General features: G+C 55.4%; 15 protein-coding genes. 10 read left to right on the plus strand and 5 right to left on the minus strand.

Translation table 11 applies throughout. From position 1 onward, the window contains the following. Positions 1 to 41 precede the first annotated feature (41 nt). Positions 42 to 1,310: a DUF6273 domain-containing protein gene (locus DW029_RS03060; protein WP_118345262.1), complete on the minus strand. Its 1,269-nt coding sequence runs from the start codon at positions 1,308 to 1,310 to the stop codon at positions 42 to 44. Between the two features lie 648 nt (positions 1,311 to 1,958). Between DW029_RS03060 and DW029_RS03065 the strand changes: the two genes are divergently transcribed. After that, complete coding sequence (locus tag DW029_RS03065; RefSeq protein WP_118345263.1) at positions 1,959 to 3,122, plus strand: restriction endonuclease subunit S; 1,164 nt, start codon at positions 1,959 to 1,961, stop codon at positions 3,120 to 3,122. A 70-nt stretch (positions 3,123 to 3,192) separates the two neighbouring features. Continuing rightward, the gene (locus DW029_RS03070; RefSeq protein ID WP_118345264.1) at positions 3,193 to 3,828 is read left to right on the plus strand and encodes a HEPN domain-containing protein; all 636 of its coding nucleotides are present in this window, start codon (positions 3,193 to 3,195) and stop codon (positions 3,826 to 3,828) included. A gap of 190 nt (positions 3,829 to 4,018) precedes the next feature. On the opposite strand, the gene DW029_RS11150 is transcribed toward DW029_RS03070, so the two are convergent. After that, positions 4,019 to 4,225 carry a hypothetical protein gene (locus tag DW029_RS11150; RefSeq protein WP_147351870.1) on the minus strand — a complete coding sequence of 69 codons (207 nt, stop codon included), beginning with the start codon at positions 4,223 to 4,225 and terminating at the stop codon, positions 4,019 to 4,021. 228 nt (positions 4,226 to 4,453) lie between these two features. Between DW029_RS11150 and DW029_RS03075 the strand changes: the two genes are divergently transcribed. Next, the gene (locus DW029_RS03075) at positions 4,454 to 4,891 is read left to right on the plus strand and encodes a DNA-binding transcriptional regulator (RefSeq protein WP_118345265.1); all 438 of its coding nucleotides are present in this window, start codon (positions 4,454 to 4,456) and stop codon (positions 4,889 to 4,891) included. Positions 4,892 to 4,983: 92 nt separating this feature from the next. Here DW029_RS03075 and DW029_RS03080 read toward each other — a convergent pair whose 3' ends face one another. After that, entirely contained in the window at positions 4,984 to 6,471 is a 1,488-nt protein-coding gene (locus DW029_RS03080; RefSeq protein ID WP_118345266.1) for a site-specific integrase, read from the minus strand. A gap of 589 nt (positions 6,472 to 7,060) precedes the next feature. Here DW029_RS03080 and DW029_RS03085 point away from each other — a divergent pair. The 6 genes from DW029_RS03085 (at position 7,061) to DW029_RS03110 (ending at position 11,910) form a co-directional block, all read left to right on the plus strand. Then, positions 7,061 to 7,765 carry a CDP-alcohol phosphatidyltransferase family protein gene (locus tag DW029_RS03085; RefSeq protein WP_117735207.1) on the plus strand — a complete coding sequence of 235 codons (705 nt, stop codon included), beginning with the start codon at positions 7,061 to 7,063 and terminating at the stop codon, positions 7,763 to 7,765. A gap of 66 nt (positions 7,766 to 7,831) precedes the next feature. Beyond that, positions 7,832 to 8,266, plus strand: a complete 435-nt coding sequence (locus DW029_RS03090) for an FHA domain-containing protein (protein WP_199582490.1) — start codon at positions 7,832 to 7,834, stop codon at positions 8,264 to 8,266. A gap of 3 nt (positions 8,267 to 8,269) precedes the next feature. Next, on the plus strand, positions 8,270 to 9,148 hold the full coding sequence (locus DW029_RS03095) for a MerR family transcriptional regulator (RefSeq protein WP_117757797.1): 879 nt from the start codon (positions 8,270 to 8,272) through the stop codon (positions 9,146 to 9,148). 40 nt (positions 9,149 to 9,188) lie between these two features. Beyond that, on the plus strand, positions 9,189 to 9,719 hold the full coding sequence (locus tag DW029_RS03100; protein ID WP_118345267.1) for an adenine phosphoribosyltransferase: 531 nt from the start codon (positions 9,189 to 9,191) through the stop codon (positions 9,717 to 9,719). 32 nt (positions 9,720 to 9,751) lie between these two features. After that, positions 9,752 to 10,879 (plus strand): NlpC/P60 family protein, encoded by a 1,128-nt coding sequence (locus DW029_RS03105; RefSeq protein ID WP_199582493.1) that lies wholly within the window; start codon positions 9,752 to 9,754, stop codon positions 10,877 to 10,879. A gap of 164 nt (positions 10,880 to 11,043) precedes the next feature. After that, positions 11,044 to 11,910: a DegV family protein gene (locus DW029_RS03110; RefSeq protein ID WP_118345268.1), complete on the plus strand. Its 867-nt coding sequence runs from the start codon at positions 11,044 to 11,046 to the stop codon at positions 11,908 to 11,910. Between the two features lie 73 nt (positions 11,911 to 11,983). Here DW029_RS03110 and DW029_RS03115 read toward each other — a convergent pair whose 3' ends face one another. Together DW029_RS03115 and DW029_RS03120 are read right to left on the minus strand one after the other, a co-directional pair. Beyond that, a complete protein-coding gene (locus tag DW029_RS03115; protein ID WP_199582496.1) occupies positions 11,984 to 12,595 on the minus strand; it encodes a DUF1836 domain-containing protein in 612 nt (203 codons plus the stop codon). A gap of 154 nt (positions 12,596 to 12,749) precedes the next feature. Beyond that, positions 12,750 to 13,688, minus strand: a complete 939-nt coding sequence (locus tag DW029_RS03120; protein WP_118345269.1) for an NAD(P)/FAD-dependent oxidoreductase — start codon at positions 13,686 to 13,688, stop codon at positions 12,750 to 12,752. Between the two features lie 118 nt (positions 13,689 to 13,806). Here DW029_RS03120 and DW029_RS03125 point away from each other — a divergent pair, with 118 nt between their 5' ends. Continuing rightward, positions 13,807 to 15,108, plus strand: a complete 1,302-nt coding sequence (locus tag DW029_RS03125; RefSeq protein ID WP_118345270.1) for a glycosyltransferase — start codon at positions 13,807 to 13,809, stop codon at positions 15,106 to 15,108. Positions 15,109 to 15,234 lie beyond the last annotated feature (126 nt).

Genomic DNA, 15,234 nt, shown 5'->3' on the forward strand with positions numbered 1-15,234 from the left:
AACAAACGAGGAAGCCCCTTTGCTAGCAGCGGTAGGCAGAACTAGAAGCAGAAGACGGGTCGTATGGACATAGCAATCTCTCCAGTGCCATAGGAAGTAGGATCACCTCTATAGCTTACATAGACGAATCCATTTTTGCCCGTGATTTGAACCGTACGCAGATACCAGTTGCCATCAATGGCAATAACTGGGTTTGCACCGTTGTTATCCGTCACCTTACCCTTGAAGGCCTCATACTGGGTACCCTCCTTGCCGACCCAAGGACAAATATCGGTCCATAAACTGAAGGGGGTTTCGACGATCTCGGAGTAGCTGAGCAGGAACAGCTTGTCGGTGGTCGCGGTGATGGAATCTGCGGTGTTATCCGCATCGCCGGCGGCGTTGTGGGAAAGCTTCGAGACGGCCTTGATCTGAGAGCGAAAAACCGTCGGCAGCAACTCCCAAATCTCACCCGAATTCATCTTCTGGCGTATATCCGAAGCCTTCCAGCCGCCGGCGTTAGATTTGGTGGAGTTCATGAGGGAATCAATCCCCGATGAGACCGTCAGGAACGTCAGGCCGGCTTTCCCGCTGCCGTCGGCAAGATTATCGTGGTTGATACCGATAATCTTGTACTCGAGAGTCACACCGTTCAGGAGGGCGGTCTTCCATTTAGTTCCCTCGTCCATCGCCTTCTTGGCGGCCGGATAATACTTGCTGCCCGTGCCGTTCTTGGAAATGTCCTCGGCTACCACTTTCTGGTCGATGAGCGTCCAGTCCTTCGGGTCCTTGTTCTCAAGGCCGTCGGTGGGGTTCGCTCCGGGCTGGCTGGGTCTAGTCGAGGTGTTGCCGCTTCCCGTCGAACCGGTATTGCCGCCGGTCGAACCAGTGTTGCCTGTGGAGCCGGAGCCGGGCTTGGTTGTACTGGAGGAGCTGCCGCTGCCGGTCGTGCCGGTGTTGCCTGTCGATCCCGTGTTGCTGCCACCTGGATTCGTGCCGGACTGGCCGGGCTTAGTCGTCTGCGAACCGGACGAACCCGAACCGGGGTTGACGGTGCCAGAAGAGCTGCCGCCGCCGGTCGTGCCTGTGTTGCTGCCGGTCGAACCGGAGCCGGGCTTCATGGTGGTCCCGCCACCGGAAGTTCCGCCGGAAGTGCCATGGTTTCCGCCGCCCGTGCCGCCCGCATGGGTGCCTCCGGACGTTCCGCCGCCGATACCGCCGATGGCTCCGCCCGTGATGCTGCCGCCGACCGCGCCGGCAATCGCTGTGAACTGGTTACCGATGGCGCCTGCGACCGGAGGACCGGCGAACGCGACCGTAAGACTGATCACGGCGATCAGCAGTACGTACTCGATGAGACCTTGGCCCCGGAGGCGGGTACTCCTAGGAGATACCCCCCCCGAGGCGAATTTGCCGCTGCATGCATATGCGGCTCCCTTCGCTCAGGGGCTTATATTGCGCCCCGAGCGTAGCACCGGTGCAAACGTTCCCGCAGGTCGTGCCAGGGCGGCAAATATCAACGACTATTCAATCTAAACCCAGTCTGCATCCATAGCGCAGCTGCCCGCTACCGCTCTACACACCTACAGGGCTACACGCCTACACACCTACCGAGCTACGCGGCTACACATCTAGCAAAGCGGCAGGGGAGCCCTACAAAGGCTCACCTGCCAAGCCAAGCGCCTTGTTATTATTCAAGATTGTCTTGGTGACCGAACCGAACAGAACGTCAGCTCAGACCGACATTCAAAACCCAATCGATCTATCCAGGTGCATCCGCCAGATGTTTGCACTTAGTTTCATAGACCCATGACTTCAGAAAACTGAAACGTTCAACCAGGTATCTCCTCACCACCAATGTTGCCGCTGCGGCAACACTCCGAAGATCCTCATGTCTTCCTCCAAACTTCAATAAGCAATCGAAACGATTGGCGGCCACGTGGCAACCCCAACGCCACGCCCGCTTGAAGGCAGGAGACATGAACAAGATCGACACCTTAGTTGCTGAACTCTGTCCTGACGGAGTGGAGTACGAGACGCTGGGGGAGATTGAAGACGCGGAATACCTAAAGCTAGGCCGTGGTAAAGTTATCAGCAAGAAGGATATCGCTGGCAACCCAGGCAATTACCCCATCTATTCGGCAAGTGCAACGAACGACGGAAAAATGGGCGAATACGGTTCCTACATGTTCGACGATATTCGCCTTACGTGGAGCGTGGACGGTGGGGGCAAGTTCTTCTACAGGGATTCCCCGAGGTACTCCGTGACCAATGTCTGCGGATGGCTGAAAGTAGTAGATGAACATTCTTTCAGCCCGAGATTTCTTTATCACCTGCTTAGTTCTCAGTGGTCAACCATGTCTTTCGACTATGTGACGAAAGCTCATCCGTCTGTTATTCGAGATTTGTATATGATTCCCATGGTGCCCCTAGAGATTCAGCGCGAGATCGTCCGAATCCTAGACACCTTCACCGAGCTAACCGCCGAGCTAACCGCCCGCAAGCAACAGTACGCCCACTATCGCGATCAACTGCTGTCCAAGAAAACCCTAGAGGCGATGGACGGCAAGTCGGTCGAAATGAAGGCGCTGGGAGAGGTCGAAGATGCAGGCTATATAAAGCTGGGGCGCGGCAAAGTTATCAGCAAAAAGGATATCACTGCCAACCCAGGCAATTATCCCATCTATTCAGCAAGTTCAACAAACGATGGAAAATTGGGAGAATACGGCTCCTATATGTTCGATGACATTCGCCTTACGTGGAGTGTGGATGGCGGCGGTAAGTTTTTCTACAGGGACTCCCCGAGATACTCCGTGACCAATGTTTGCGGATGGCTGAAAGTCTTAGACGATCAATTCTTCAACACGAGATTTCTTTACCATCTGCTTAGTTCTCAGTGGTCAACTATGTCATTCGACTACATGACGAAAGCCCATCCGTCTGTTATTCGAATTCTGTATCAGATTCCAATGATATCCCTCGCCACCCAGCAGAAGGCCGTCGACATCCTCGACCGTTTCGACGCACTCACGACCTCGCTGACGGATGGCATCCCCGCCGAGATCGAGGCCCGCCGCCAGCAATACGAGTACTACCGCGACCGCCTGCTAGACTTCCCGCGCAAGGCAGGTGCTGCATTGTGACGATAATCAATTCGTTCATAACACTAAGGTTGAGAGTGGAGGGCGACGCAACAATGGGAGGGCCCTTTTAATGGAAAGTATATTCACTGACCATGTATTTCCGAGATACGCATGCCAACAAGTGATGAAGTCTCAAATGAACGGTTTAAACGACCCTACCCTAAGAGACTTCTCTCTGTTGAACTCGTCTGTACTAATGAAGGAAGCTCTCAAGAGCGAGATGTTCGAGGAAGAGTTCATTTATTCGTTCCTCAATGCCGCGAGAGAGTTGGCAATCGCCGGAAGAAAAGCTATCGACCGCCCGGGGGCGTATGTAATGCTCGAGCATTCCTATGCAATCCCAGTTCTATTCCTTACAAGACATTGTATGGAACTTGCCATCAAGCAAGCGATTAGGAAGTGCGAAGGTGAGCCCAAGAGAGAACATAGCCTCACAAAGCTGTGGAGTTCCCTGCTCTCGCGGTTCCCAGGACAGAGGTGTCGTGAGGACAAAAGGGCCATCAGCAACATGAGTGCGTTTATAGGAGCTATTGCTGATATCGACGATAACGGTATCAGTCTTCGCTATCCGAAAGACAATGCGGGCAACCTTACGCAAGACAAGTCGCTCTTTGTAAATGATGAGAAGGTTGCTTCATATCTCGAGAAGTTTGTTGAGCAGCTTGAGCTGATTAACTTAGACATCATTACGGCTAAAGTTAATTAAGTGGACGGTAGCCGCCAGAAGATCAGCCGCGCCGTCACCGTCATCAAGGACGCAGCAGGGCGGCGCATAACTCTCCCACGAAGGTGAACTCCTGAAGGATCGCAGAGCGAGACTCGCATCCAAAACCGAGCAGGGCAAGTAACCACCCACGATCCGCCCGACATTCATAATGGGTCTTCTCACTACACGGCTACACCGCTACACAGCTATAGAGCGACGCACAACCATCCAGCAGCCATCTAGCAAGACAAAGGGGTGCCCGAAATGGCACCCCGCGGCATAACTGCTTGTTATCATTATTTTCACCTGCGCGATCCCTGACCCCCTCTTTGACTTTCTTCTTCTCTTTTTTCTCATTCTCCTTATTCTTCTCCTTATTATTCTTGTTCTCATTCATCCAATTTAATCGCCTGCCGACCTACACCGCTACAGGGCTACAGGGCTACACGCCTACCGAGCTACGCGGCTACACACAAGGCTCCCCGCCATACACCTAGCAAAGCAAAAGGGGCGCCCTAAAAAGCGCCCCGCAGCAAAACACCTTGTTATAATTCTCGTCCTTCTTCTCTTTCCTTTTCTTGATAGATCACCTCTACATCTATGACCTCGTCCAACAATCTTCCAAATGATGGCGAGGGGTAAAGCCGATTTCAAGGCAAGGCGCGAACGGCTCGGACTCACCCAGCAGGACATAGCGAATGCCCTCAACGCCAATCTGAAGACCGTCAAGAATTGGGAAAACCCCAGGCAGACGCGGTACCGCATCTCGGACACTGCATGGGAATACTTCGACCGCGCCACCGATATCCAGTCGCAGCAGGTGGCATATGCCCGCTCAATAGTCGAGAGCCACAGGTTGGAGTTTGGTGAGGGTCCGATAGTCATGCCGATAACCTACTACAGGGACCAATCTACTTACGACAGGTTCGGGCGGGACGCAGGCCCCTACGGTCAGGCAAATGCGACCTCCCGCGCCATCGCCCGCGAGCTGGAACGCATGGGCATCCAAGTCGAGTTCCGCTATCCCGATGACGAAACCGCACCACTTGACTCCGTCCGCTGATTCCAGACCGAAATCGAAGGGCATCCCCAACTGTTAGGTAGGGGATGCCCTTCGCTAAGTAATGCCCCGCTCAAAAGGCGTTGCAACTTCTATCAGACCACCGTAGCCTCAGTCGGGATCGCCCCCAGCACCGCAGCATACTCGGTGGGGTAGAGCCGGCTAATCGTCTTCACGTCGCGGATGACGATATTGCGGTCGTCCGGCTCAGTGATGCCGTACCCGAACGCCTGGAGCGTCTCGACGGCCTCCTGGATACGCTGCTGGAACATGGGACCCGGATCGACCCGAAGCCCGAGGTACCCGCGCCAAAGGCAGGGCGAGACGCGCAGCATATTGTGTATCTTGGAAATCGGCTCGATGTCGGCGTAGACGTTGAGCGTCACCATGGCGTCCTTGTGCCCCAGAATCGACTGGAGCGCCTTGATGTCCCCGCCCTGGCGGATCCACTGCGTCGCGAACGTGTGGCGAAGTCCGTGGAACGTGATCAACTCGTCGTTGGTGCCCATGAGTCCGTTGGTCTCCGAGAACGTCTTGAACGCTCGGCGCACGTAGCTGGTCGTCGCGAAGGACGCCCCCGGCTCAGACAGGATGTAGCAATCCCCAATCTCGGTCGATGCGGCCAGACCCCGCGAGCGCAGCTTGCCGAGGTCTATGCCGTGGATTTCCTTCAGGAAGGGGAGAAGACCAACCGGGTCGATGGGGATGGCCCTGCAATCATGGGTCTTCGTGTCCTTGATGAACGAGCCCATCCCCTTCGCATACGCCACCGAGTGCCTGACCGAGATAAGCCCCGCCTCGAAGTCGACGTCGCACCACCTGAGGCCGCAGACCTCGCCGATGCGCATGCCGGTGTGCAGGGCGAGCACGACCGCCCGCTTGAAGCGCGAGTCGGGCATCATGGAGCAGATGGAGTTGAGTTTCGGCACGAGATCCGACCTGAGCGCGTTGCGCGGCCGTCCGATGATGCGCGGGGCCAAGGCGCCGTCGAACGGGTTCTTGCCAATGGTGTCGTTGCTTCTCTTGACAAGCACCGTATAGAGGCGCTTTCCCAATTTAAACGCCTTGTTGAGCGTATCGGGGGCGCAACCGAGCGCGATCCTCCGCGCAGACCATGCGTTGATGTCGTCGGTCGTGACCTCGTTCACGGGAATCGCCCCCAGCTCGTCGCGCTCGATGTGCAGGGCGCTGAAATGGTAGTCGTCGCGCGTGGTCGGGGTGATGCGGTTCATCTGCAAGCAGAAGTCGATGAACTTCTCGAGCGCGACCCCCAGGGGGAGAAGTGCATATTCATCGGCCTCGAGTTTCGCCTGCCGCTCCTCGGCGGCAACCCTCAAGTCCTCGGCCGCAGCGAGTTCCGCCTCGATCTCGCTCCTGAACTCCGCCAACGCATCCAGCGCCGCCTTCTTGCCGCGGGTGCTCTCCTTGAAGCACGCGATGCCCGTGTTCTTCGTCCTCTGCGTGCGCTCGCCCGTCCCGTCGTTGATGAGGGAGACGACGACCTGCCACCTCCCCTTGTTCTTCCTGACTGACCCGCTTCCACATATGCGCAATGTTTTATTGCACTCTTTTTCGGTTCCCATAAATACCCCAAAAACACTCGGTGATTCCAGATAGGCATATCTGCCTGCGAAAACTCAAAAGTTGGTGATTCCAGTGCCACCGGAGTCACCAGAGAATCACCAACTGCACCATGAGTTCGAAACCGAATGATAGCGAAAGATAGCCACCTGCGTTTACCTGCGATAATTTACATATGCGGAAATTACTTACCTGCGCTACTTGGGCGGGGTATAATAAAGAAAACACAGGTAGAGCGCAAAAAGGGGCCGCTGGGGGTCAAGGGGTCGCTGGTTCGAATCCAGTCGTCCCGACCAGAAGTTTGCAGGTCAGGCACCTAGTGCCTGACCTTTTTTTATTAAGAATCAACGGCGTAAGCAACATAGAATCAACCGCTTTCTTGATCGAAGCTTCCGCTCAACAAAAACTTGTACGCCAGCCTCCAAAAACGATATTTTTCGACATGTTTGGAGGCTGGCGTACACAAAAACGGTACATTCACGTTGCGACAGCGCCTTCCTCATGTCTGGACTCTCTATGCTTACGCTGGATAGACATCGCCAGAACGGGTATAGTATCGAAAGTTTTGTCGTTAACCAGCGGGGGAGTCCTGTGGGCATCAAAAAGAAGATCAAAAAGGAGCTTATCGGCACTTCCGATTACCCGTCGAATAAGATCTTTACGATCTCCAATTTCATCACCTTTACGCGCCTGATCCTCACCCTGGTATTTCTGTACCTGTTTGTGACGGATAACAACCGCGTCATCGCCATCGTTATCTACGCCGTTGCCGCCTCCACCGACTGGATGGACGGCCAGATCGCCCGCATGACTAAGACGGTCTCGTGGCTCGGCAAGGTCATGGATCCCATTTGCGACCGTGCGCTGCTGTTCACCGGCGTACTTGGACTGGTAGTCCGCGGAGAGCTGCCCATCTGGGTCTGCGTGCTCATTATAGGCCGCGACATCTATCTGGGCATTGGCACGCTTATCGTGCGTCATTATCACCGTCGCCCCATCGATGTCGTCTTTCCCGGAAAGATTGCCACCGCGCTGCTCATGACCGGCTTCTCGCTCATGCTGCTCGGGTTCCCCGTTGTTGACGGCCTGCGCCTTTTACCTTCAACCCTCACGGCCTTCCCGGGCCTCAACGGAAGCTCGGTGCCCCTCGGCATCTTCTTTGTGTATGGTGGTGTGATCTTCTCCATGCTCACCGCTGTCATCTACTCCATTAAGGGCAGTGTGGCCATTAAACAGGCTCTCGCGCATCCCGAGGACGAGGACATCGACTTTCTTAACCCCGAAATCGAAGACTGATTCGTTGGGGTATGATTACGTACGGTTCATTATTTGCGGCACGTCCGCGATAAGTTAGGGGTTGTCATGGACAACATGGTTAACAATATGCCTCAGAATGATAAGACTGCTGACGCTACCTGCGTATTCCGCGTGCCTTCAAGCGACGTCACCGTTCCCGATCTCATGGCCAACGTGCGCATCACCGCCCCCGTTCTGTCCATCGTCAAGGGTCCGCAGACTGGTGCCGCCTTTGAACTCGAGGACGACGTGACCACCATCGGCCGCGATCCCGCGAATGGCATCTTCCTCAACGACATGACTGTCTCGCGCAGCCACGCACGCATTATTCGTGAGGGCCTGGGCGCCCGTATTGAGGATCTGGGCTCGCTCAATGGCACCTGGGTCGACGGTGCCATTATCAACGCGGCTCCGCTGCACGACGGCTCTTCCGTTCAGATCGGTACGTTTACGCTCATCTACCACGAGAGCACGCCGGAGCGCATCGAAACCGGTGAGTAGGGCATGGCCGAACGCAACTATCTGAGTATCGGCCAAGTCGTCAACCTACTTCGAGGCGCATACCCCGATCTTTCGAACTCAAAAATTAGATTTCTAGAGGATGAGGGGCTCATTACCCCTCATCGTACGCCTAAGGGATACCGTCAGTACTCCAAGGAGGACGTTGATCGCCTTGAGGTCATCCTGCACCTGCAGAAGACCCGCTATATGCCGCTCAACGTGATTAAGCAGCGCTTGGAAAACGCCACGGACCTGTCAACGCTCGCCTACGAGGTGGGCTTGCTGTCCGATGTTCCGCTTAAGACAGAGCCCAAGGAGACCAAACAAAAGTTGCATCCCATCGAGACCATTCCCGATATGCTGGGCGTCGAGATCTCGTTTATCCGCTCGCTCGCCGAGAACGACCTCATTCGCATCATCAAAAGTCCGCAGAACCGTGAGCTCGTCGATGGTCGCGATTTTCCGATCATCCGCTACTGCTCCGAGCTGTCACGCTTCCATATCGAGCCGCGCAACCTGCGTCAGTACGTGTCTTCCGCCAACCGCGAATCCTCGATGTTTGAGCAAGTGCTCGTAAGCATGCTCGGCATGGATACCTCCGATGACGAGCGCGACGCCAAGCTCGAGCGTGCGTTTAAGAAGCTTCACGACCTGACGGAAGGCGTGCACACCGCGTTGCTCAAAAACCGCGTTTTTGAGTCGCTCAACGCCGTGGTCGAGGATGCCGACATCGATGCACTCGATGAGGAAATCGCTCGCTCCGAGTCCACCAAGGCCAAAAACGAAGAAACTGCCGCGCCGGCTTCACACGAGGATTCTCTCGTAAAGCCGCTCAAGGTTGTCGCCCCTTCGCAATCCGACACTGTCACCGCGGGCAAATAACAGCTACCGCTTATCCGGCAACCCATTGAAAGGTCATGCAATGTACGACTTCGAATCTCAAATCGTCGACATCCCCGACTATCCCGAGCCCGGAGTCATCTTTAAAGACATCACGCCGCTCTTTAGCAACCCCGAGGCGCTCAAAGCCATGACCGATGCCCTCGCCGAGCACTTTGCCGGCATGGGAATCACCAAGGTCGTAGGTCCCGAGGCTCGCGGCTTTATGGTTGGCGTACCGGTGGCTGTAGCCCTTGGCGCCGGCTTTGTTCCTGCACGTAAACCGGGCAAGCTGCCGCGCGAGACCGTAAGCCAGAGCTACGAGCTCGAGTACGGCACCGATTCAATTGAGATCCATGCCGACGCTATCAGCTCTAAAGATACCGTGTTGATTCTGGATGACTTGGTCGCGACGGGCGGAACCGTCGAGGCAACAGGTAAACTTGTGCGAGATATGGGCGCAAAGCTTGTCGGTTACGGTTGTATCCTTGAGCTTGCGTTTCTCAACCCGCGCGAGAAGCTCACGCCGTCTGATGACGATGTAGAGCTCTTTAGCCTGGTGACGGTGGACTAGCCGTTACCCTTAGTTACTGGAAAGGAAGCTACATGCGCACAGCAAACACGCACAAAAACATGGCACGCTGCGCTGCTACGGCAACCCTCGCTTGTGTTTTGGGCTTGGGCCTCGCGGCTCCTGCCTACGCCGATACCGCATCCGACCTTGCCGCTGCTCGTACGAAGCTCGAGCAGATCGGTACCCAAACCCAGCAGATTTACGATGAGCTCGCCACGCAGACGCAGGCGCTCGACCAGACTGCTGGCGAGATCACGCAAAAGCAGCAGGAGATCGCCGATGGTCAGGCCAAGCTCTCGACCTATGTCGCCGGCGAGTACAAAACCGGCGGTCTGAGCCTGCTTCAGGTTCTGACCGGCGTCGATGACCTGAGCGATATGCTCAACCGTCTGTTCTACTACGGAAAAGTTTCCGATAAGCAGGCTCAGACCATTCAAGAGGTCAAGGAACTCAAGCAGCAGCTCACCGATAAGCAGGCCGAGCAGGAGAAGAACGTCGCCATCACGCAAAAGAAGGTCGACGAGCTTAACGCCCAGCAGGCTGAAGCCCAGAACGTCGTAAACTCTCTGGATTCTCAGCTGCAGGCTGAGCTCGCCGCCGAGGCCGAGGCCAACGCCGCGCTGCAGGCCGGTATCAACGCCAGTACCGCCGAGAAGGCCACGGTGAGCAACGAGACTGCCGGTACGACCGAGAACACCAACAACGGTGGCCAGACCAGCAATAACAACAACCAGGGCGGTAACACTCCGGCTCCTACGCCGGCACCTGCTCCGACGCCGCAGCCCTCCACGCCTGCTCCGGCTCCGACGCCTTCTGCTCCGAGCCAGTCCGTCGATGGCGGTTCTGTTGTCTCGCGTGCATATAGCAAGCTTGGTTGTGCTTATTCCTGGGGCGGAATTGGCCCGAACAGCTTCGACTGCTCTGGTTTTGTTAGCTACTGCCTCACTGGCCGCTATTGTCGCCTAGGCACCACGGGCACCTTTATGGGCTGGACGCGTGTGTCCGATCCGCAGCCCGGTGACGTTGTGGTCAACTCGTACCACACCGGCATTTACATCGGTGGTGGTCAGATGATTCATGCTTCCGACTACAACACGGGCGTTATCATCAGCTCCGTTGCCGCCGGCATGAACAACAACTATATCTTCGTTCGCTACTAAGTATTCAGATAAAACAAACGGAGATGGACCTCTTGGCTTTGAGTCATGGGGTCCATTCTTTTGCCTTTAGTGCAGGCCGCTATCTAGTTTTGAATACTAGATAGCGGCCCAATCGGTCAGCAAGAAGGCTATAATTGTATGGGAGCAATTAGAAAGGACCCTCTATGAGCTGGGCACTTATCTCAGATTCAAGCTGCAACCTCCGCGATTGGCAACCGACCGCACCCCATACCACCTTTGCATTTGCGCCCCTCAAAATTCGAGTGGGGGAGCGTGAATTCGTCGATGACCTTTCGCTCGACGTTCATGAGCTCAACTGCGCTGTTCAGGCGGAGACGAACGCTTCTTCGAGCGCTTGTCCCAGCGTAGGGGAGTGGGCCGAGCTCTTCAAATTAGCAGACAATACCATCTGCATGCCGATCTCTGAGGGCGTGTCGGGCAGCTACAACGCCGCCGCCACGGCTCGCGATATGGTTCTTGCCGAGGAACCGGACCGCAATATTCATCTTGTCAATTCACGCGCAGCTGGCGGCAAAATGGACCTCATTTTCTTGCTGTTCGACCGCTATCTTGCAAGCAGTCCGGATATCTCATTCGAGGATGCTTGTGCATACTTCGATAGCCTTGAACAGAACAGCAAAATCCTCTTCAGCTTGTGCAATTACGAAAACCTCGCCAAGGCCGGACGTATCCCTAAGGCAGCCGGCGTCATTGCCAACAAGCTCAATATTCGCATTTTGGGCACGGCGAGTGAGGCCGGTAAAATCGAACTCGTCGGGCACACGCGCGGCGAAAAGAAGATGTTCAACAAGATCATCGACACCATGGAAGCCGAGGGTTTTACGGGCGGCGAGGTCGTCATCGACCATGTCGAGAATGAGGCAGGCGCCCAGGCACTTGCCAGCCGCATTTTGGAGCGCTGGCCCGGCTCCAAGACCATCATCATGCCCTGTAACGGGCTGGATTCATACTATGCCGAAATGCATGGACTCATTATCGGCTACGGCATGGGCGTGGCTTCGGGCCAATAACGTCCAACCAAGCAAAAATACGGGCGGAACAAAGTGACAGATGGCCCTTTGTTCCGCCCGTTTTATACGTCGGCTAGCTATTAAACCCATTAAACTTTAGATAGCTCATCAGGTACGCCTTCGAAACGAAGGATGAAACTGCACTGCGCACAAGCAGCGACTCACGCGTTACCTGATGCGCCGTATCGGGAACCGGCGTCTGCTCGACGGAAAACGCCGAACGAATCGATGCCTCGAGCTGATCGACCACATAATCAAAGGCCGTCGGGGCATCGTAGCTCAAACGCTGAATGTTAAAGAGTGCCTGCACCGCAGCAATAGGTAACACCTGTTTAAAGAGGCAGATAGCGATCAGGCGGGCTATTTGCTCGCGGCCATATTGCTTTTTGACCGGAGCAGGCACCAGGCCGACCTTCACGTAGTTATTGATCATCGATGGCGTAATGACAGGGTGCTCAACGCAAATGGACAGCGGCTCCATCCACAGCGCAACATACTCAATGACCTGGTCGCGGTAGAGCGTCACATTGGGCAACTGGTTATAGCGCGGCAGACTCAACGTATTAAGTTTGCGCACGATATCGGACTGAATAAATGCATCGGGCAGCACAGTGGGCTGAATATCCTCAGGCTTAATGCTGACAGACGAATCGGACATCGGAATAACGTGGTTAACGTGGTTCATAAAGGTCCTCCGTTCCTTTTCTATATTGTATTCTAGAAAATCTAGTTTTGCATACCACATAGCCGCCAAGTAAAAGTGGTTGGACAGCACATTGATGCACCGTCCAACCACTTTGTATAAAGATAACAACCTTACATAAGATATATTATCGTACTTATCCACGGAGAAACGCGTATGCACTCGTTGCTGCTATGGCTCCGTCAGAAACGGCGGTCACAACCTGGCGTAAACGCTTGGAACGGATATCGCCGGCTGCGAATAAGCCGGACGTACGGGTGGCCATCGAATCGTCGGTGACAATGCCGCCGTCAGGAGCCAGATCGACTAGGTGCTCAACAAGCTCAGTATGTGGCTGCGTCCCCGTAAAGACAAAGATGCCAAACGAGCCAGGTTCAAAGGTCTCAGCATGCGTCTTGCCGCTCGCATTGTCCTTGAACGTAATCGTCGTGGGCATCGCTTCACCTGAAAGTTCAACAATACTAGCTTGGTACCTAACTGAAATATTATCCTTAGCAAGAACTTTTTTCACGACACCCTCGGGCGCACGGAACTGGTCGCGGCGCAGCACGATGGTCACGCTGCTGGCAATGTCGGACAGGAACAGCGCCTCTTCGCATGCCGAATTGCCACCACCGATTACAAAGACCTGTTTGCCGCGGAAGAACATGCCGTCACATGTTGCGCAATATGAAACGCCACGACCGCGATACGTATCCTCGCCAGCGAAACCTGCCGGTCGCGGCGTGGCACCCATGCAAGCGATAACACTCGAGGCCAGCGTATCGCCCGTATCGTGATGCACCGTAAACAGCGCTGCATCGGCATCGTAATCGATACCCGTAACCATGCTCCATGCAACCTGTGCTCCCAGGCCCTCTGCATGCTGCTGAAAACGCTCGCCGAGTTCGGCGCCACTCAAGAGCGGAATGCCCGGATAGTTCTCGATCTCATTGGTTGTGGCGATCTGCCCTCCCGACATGCCCTGCTCAATCACGGTCGTCGTCAGGTTGGCACGCGCAGCGTAAATAGCGGCAGCATAGCCCGCGGGGCCGCCACCGATAATCGCAACATCGATCGGCTGATCGGTAGTCATGGAATATCCTCTCGTCGAAACATTGACGTTCTTTGCGCTCATACCCAAATTTACGTGAACATGACACTCATGCACTACAATGATAAATCCGTGTCACAACGTCGAAGGGGAGTTATCGATGGATCAAACGCAGACGAGCGACGACGCTCCCCTGCTCACACACAGCACTCCCCAATCGGAGCAAACAGCGCTCTTGGCTCAGCAAAAACCTCTCGTGACCATCGTGCACGCCTCGGTCGGCTCAGGCCATAAGGCCGCCGCAAATGCGATTGCGCAGGCATTCGACCTCATCCGCGGCACCAATGGCATCCCCGAGGATGTTGAGATTGAAGTGCTCGATATCCTTGATTTTGGACGTATTAAATTCGACGGCAATAAGACCGCGGCTTCGTTTACGGGAGCCACACGCCCCATTTACGACCTGACCTGGAGATATACACTTACGGGACATCTTCTCTGGGGTGGCGGCACGGCATGGTCACGAATCATGTTCCCCGCCTTCAACGAATATATTCGTAGCCGCAGGCCCATAGCCGTGGTCGCAACGCACATCACAGCAGCCAATGTTGCCGTGGGTGCCCGCGTAATTACGGGTATCGATTATCCGGTCATCTGCGTACCGACCGACTACGAAGTCGAGGGCTGGTGGCCCCACAAGGACACCGATCTATTCTGTGTTGCCAACGAATTTATGTCCGAAACGCTGCGTCCGCGCAAGGTGCCCGAGGCAAAGATTCGCATTACCGGCATTCCTATTCGCGCCGGATTCGACACGGATTACGATCGCGAGGAAGAGCTAGCCAAGTTCAACCTCCCCACCGACAAGACCGTCGTGCTGGTTATGGCCGGCGCCAGTTTACCTCAACCGTACGTCCGCTTTCGCGCGGCGATGGACCAGACCCTCCCCTTCCTACGCAGCTTTGAGGACATGCATTTTGTCTTTTTGCCGGGCAAGGATGAGGAATACGCCGACCGCCTCAAGACGCTCTTCGACGCCATGAAGCTCGAAAACGTCACGGTTCTGGACTACGTGGACGACATGGCGGCCCTCATGCACGGCTGCGACCTGGCAATTCTCAAATCGGGCGGACTCACCGTCACCGAGTGCCTGTGCGCGCATCTGCCGATGATCCTGCTGGGCAAGTCCTATGGCCAGGAAAAGGCCAACACCACGATGCTCACCGGCATGGGCGCCAGCATGCATGTCACCACCGCACGAGAACTCATCGTAACCCTGCGCCACCTGCACGACCATCCCGAATCACTCAAAGCCCTACTCATCAACGGCGAAGTACTACGCCGCCCCCATGCAGCCGAAGACATAGCCATCGCAACCACGGAGCTCGTAGGCAAACCCCAAAAGCGCAAAAGAGCCTTCTGCCGCTTCTACTGGGGCGAAAAACCTGCGCATATCCGCTAGTCGAATGTCCGCCGTTCTGCCGGAGCCGCCCTTATATCATTCCATGCTCAAACATTCTCGCGGGGCGCTCGTATCCCTCTCGCCCGCTTCTCACACATATCATTCCATGCTCAAACATTCTCGCTT

Source organism: Collinsella sp. AF38-3AC (genome assembly GCF_003474365.1).
GTDB lineage: Bacteria > Actinomycetota > Coriobacteriia > Coriobacteriales > Coriobacteriaceae > Collinsella.